Below are 2,901 nucleotides of genomic sequence, written 5' to 3'. Positions count from 1 at the left end.
TATTATAATATTTAAAAAAATGTGGATAACTTCTGAATGTAAGTAATATCAATAAGTTGGTTTTGAGCGTAAAAAAGATTTTGAGCAACGGACGAAGTCGTTGGCGACATGAGCGAAGCGAATTTTTTATTTAAAGTATTATATAAAACTTTAAAATCATACTAGTATCATAATAGAAAAAATTTATAGTTCTTAACTTAATAAATATAGATTTAACGTATAATATATAATGGATAGGCAATATACCTATCCATTATATATTATACGTTAAATCTGAATAATATAACATCTCCATCTTTAACTACATATTCTTTACCTTCAAGTCTAACTAATCCTTTTTCCTTAGCAGCAGTCATAGTACCAACTTGTACTAAATCATTAAATGCTATAGTCTCTGCTCTTATGAAACCTCTCTCTATATCAGAGTGTATCTTACCACCAGCAGCTGGAGCTTTAGTTCCAACTTTTATAGTCCAAGCTCTAACTTCTTGAGGTCCAGCAGTTAAGTAAGATATAAGTCCAAGTAATGCATAAGAAGATTTTATTAGCTTATCAAGACCAGATTGTTCAAGTCCTAAAGTTTCTAAGAATTCTTTCTTTTCTTCTTCAGTATCAAGTTCAGCTATTTCTGCTTCTATTTGAGCACAAACAACAACAACTTCTGCATTTTCAGTAGCAGCAAATTCTCTTACTTTAGCAACGTATGCATTATTTTCACCTTCATCAGCTAAATCATCTTCACTTACATTTGTAGCATATATTACAGGCTTTGATGTAAGTAAGTTTAATGAATCAACGAAAGCTTTTTGATCTTCACTAAAGTCCATAGTTCTAACACACTTACCATCTTCTAAAACAGCCATTATTTCTTTTAAGAATTCAACTTCAGCAGCTACAGATTTATCAGCTTTAGCAGCTTTAGTTGATTTTTGTATTCTTCTATCTAATATTTCTATATCAGAGAATATTAATTCTAAGTTTATAGTTTCTATATCTCTTAAAGGATCAACAGAACCATCAACGTGAACAACATTTCCATCTTCGAAACATCTAACCACGTGAACTATAGCGTCAACTTCTCTTATGTGAGATAAGAATTTATTTCCTAAACCTTCACCTTTAGAAGCTCCTCTAACAAGTCCTGCTATATCACAGAATTCTATAGCAGTAGGAACTATTTTTTTAGAGTCATATAACTCTCTTAATTTTTCTAATCTTTCATCTGGAACAGAAACAACACCAACGTTTGGCTCTATCGTACAGAAAGGATAGTTAGCAGACTCAGCACCTGCTTGTGTTATTGCATTAAATAGTGTACTTTTACCTACGTTTGGTAAACCAACTATACCTAATTTCATATATATCGTCCTCTCTTTTGTCAATTTTATTTATAAATTTAAACAACCTATTAAGTTATGAAGTAGGCTTAATAAGCTAACTTATCAAGTTTATTTAGTATTTGTGTAGACATACATTCTAATTATACAACATATATATAATAGATGTAAACTATACAATTAAGTTAATACAAATAATAAAAACTTATTTAAAAATTAATTTTTGTGGTGAGGTTGATTTTATGTTATTTTCTATAATCTTATTTTCATCGTTAGCGTTGAGCTTTATACTAAAAGGAAGTTATGAAAACATATTTATAGTTTTAGCAACAATGGCATTTTATAAGCAAGTAATAGTTAATAAAAATTATAAAAATTTAATTTATGGAGCATTGATTTCGTTTATTGGGATAAACTTGGTTATATCTTTTATATTTAAAGACTATATAGTAATTAAAAATACGCAACCTACAAAAGAAAAAGAAGAGACTTTAGTTTTGTTAGTATCAGAAGGTGAGGATAAAAATTACAATATAAGAGAGCGTTCGACTCAAATTTACTATGAAGAAGGTTATAAAGCTATGATTACTGGTATAAGCAATTTATATAATTATAAAAGCTATTATAGTAAATTAGGGTTTAGTGAATTTAAGCATAAAGCAGAAGAAATAGCAGAAAAATTAAGGCATAGTTTAGGAAATGGATATAGAGTTGTTAATTCATATCTGTATTCAAAGCCTTATTTTGAATACTCAGTAGAATCAATTATCGAACAAGGATACACAAAAATAATAATATGTCCTTTATTTATGACAGAAGGAACTGATTACGATGTTTTCATGGAAAGATATGAAGAATTAAATCTTGCATCTAGGAACATAGCAGGCGTTGAAGTATTAGAACCATTTTATAATGCTAATAATTTAGCACAGCTTTATAAAGATGAAATTTTAAAGAATATAAGAAAATCAGAAGAGGACAGTGGAGTACTATTAATTGGACTTCATAATAAAAATAATTTAGAGCAAGACATATTATTTAGAGAAAGAATAAAAAAATACATAGAAGATGCTGAAAAAGATATAGATATCCAAATAAAATTGCCTCTTTTAGAAAATAATAAAAAAGATATAATTAAATCAGGTGAAGAACTTTTAGAATATGGAATAAGCACTTTATATGTTGTTGCACCAACATCTACTATAGATACTGTGTACACTAGACATTTAGTCAATAGTATACTTGAAGAACTAGATATGGGTGATACTAGATTTTATTATATAGATCCACCGGATAAAATAAATACTTTGGTTGATACACTTTATACAAAAATAATACTTATGCAAATTTAGTAAAAAATAAGAGTTATAATACTTTTTATAGCCCGGGAAATATGGCATTATTTGTTGTAGTGTATTAAGGTTTTGGTAAAATTACAGAAAATATATCAAAAGTTAATGATAGAAATATTATAAATTAAAAATAAAAAGTAGAATTATTACAATTCTACTCAGAGCGTAGACAAAGTCTACGCTCTTTTATTTTTGTCAATACTCTTTATGAG

General features: G+C 27.8%; 2 protein-coding genes. One reads left to right on the top strand and one right to left on the bottom strand.

What is annotated here, in order from left to right; genetic code table 11:
* Positions 1–260: 260 nt before the first annotated feature.
* Positions 261–1,358, bottom strand: a complete 1,098-nt coding sequence (ychF, locus tag Q5F54_RS12475) for a redox-regulated ATPase YchF (protein WP_071119593.1) — start codon at positions 1,356–1,358, stop codon at positions 261–263.
* Between the two features lie 221 nt (positions 1,359–1,579).
* On the opposite strand from ychF, the gene Q5F54_RS12470 reads away from it, so the two are divergent.
* Positions 1,580–2,689: a ferrochelatase gene (locus Q5F54_RS12470; RefSeq protein ID WP_288525554.1), complete on the top strand. Its 1,110-nt coding sequence runs from the start codon at positions 1,580–1,582 to the stop codon at positions 2,687–2,689.
* Positions 2,690–2,901 lie beyond the last annotated feature (212 nt).

It is taken from the genome of uncultured Romboutsia sp., from assembly GCF_958366745.1.
Classification (GTDB): Bacteria; Bacillota; Clostridia; order Peptostreptococcales; family Peptostreptococcaceae; genus Romboutsia; species Romboutsia timonensis.
The sequence above is the reverse complement of the archived record's forward strand: the minus strand, read 5'-3'. Positions and strand labels throughout refer to the sequence as shown.

What these genes read in the sequence shown, in the direction of transcription:
- ychF (WP_071119593.1), bottom strand. Translation starts at nt 1,358, where the DNA reads ATGAAATTAGGTATAGTTGGTTTACCAAACGTAGGTAAAAGTACACTA.
- Q5F54_RS12470 (WP_288525554.1), top strand. Translation starts at nt 1,580, where the DNA reads ATGTTATTTTCTATAATCTTATTTTCATCGTTAGCGTTGAGCTTTATA.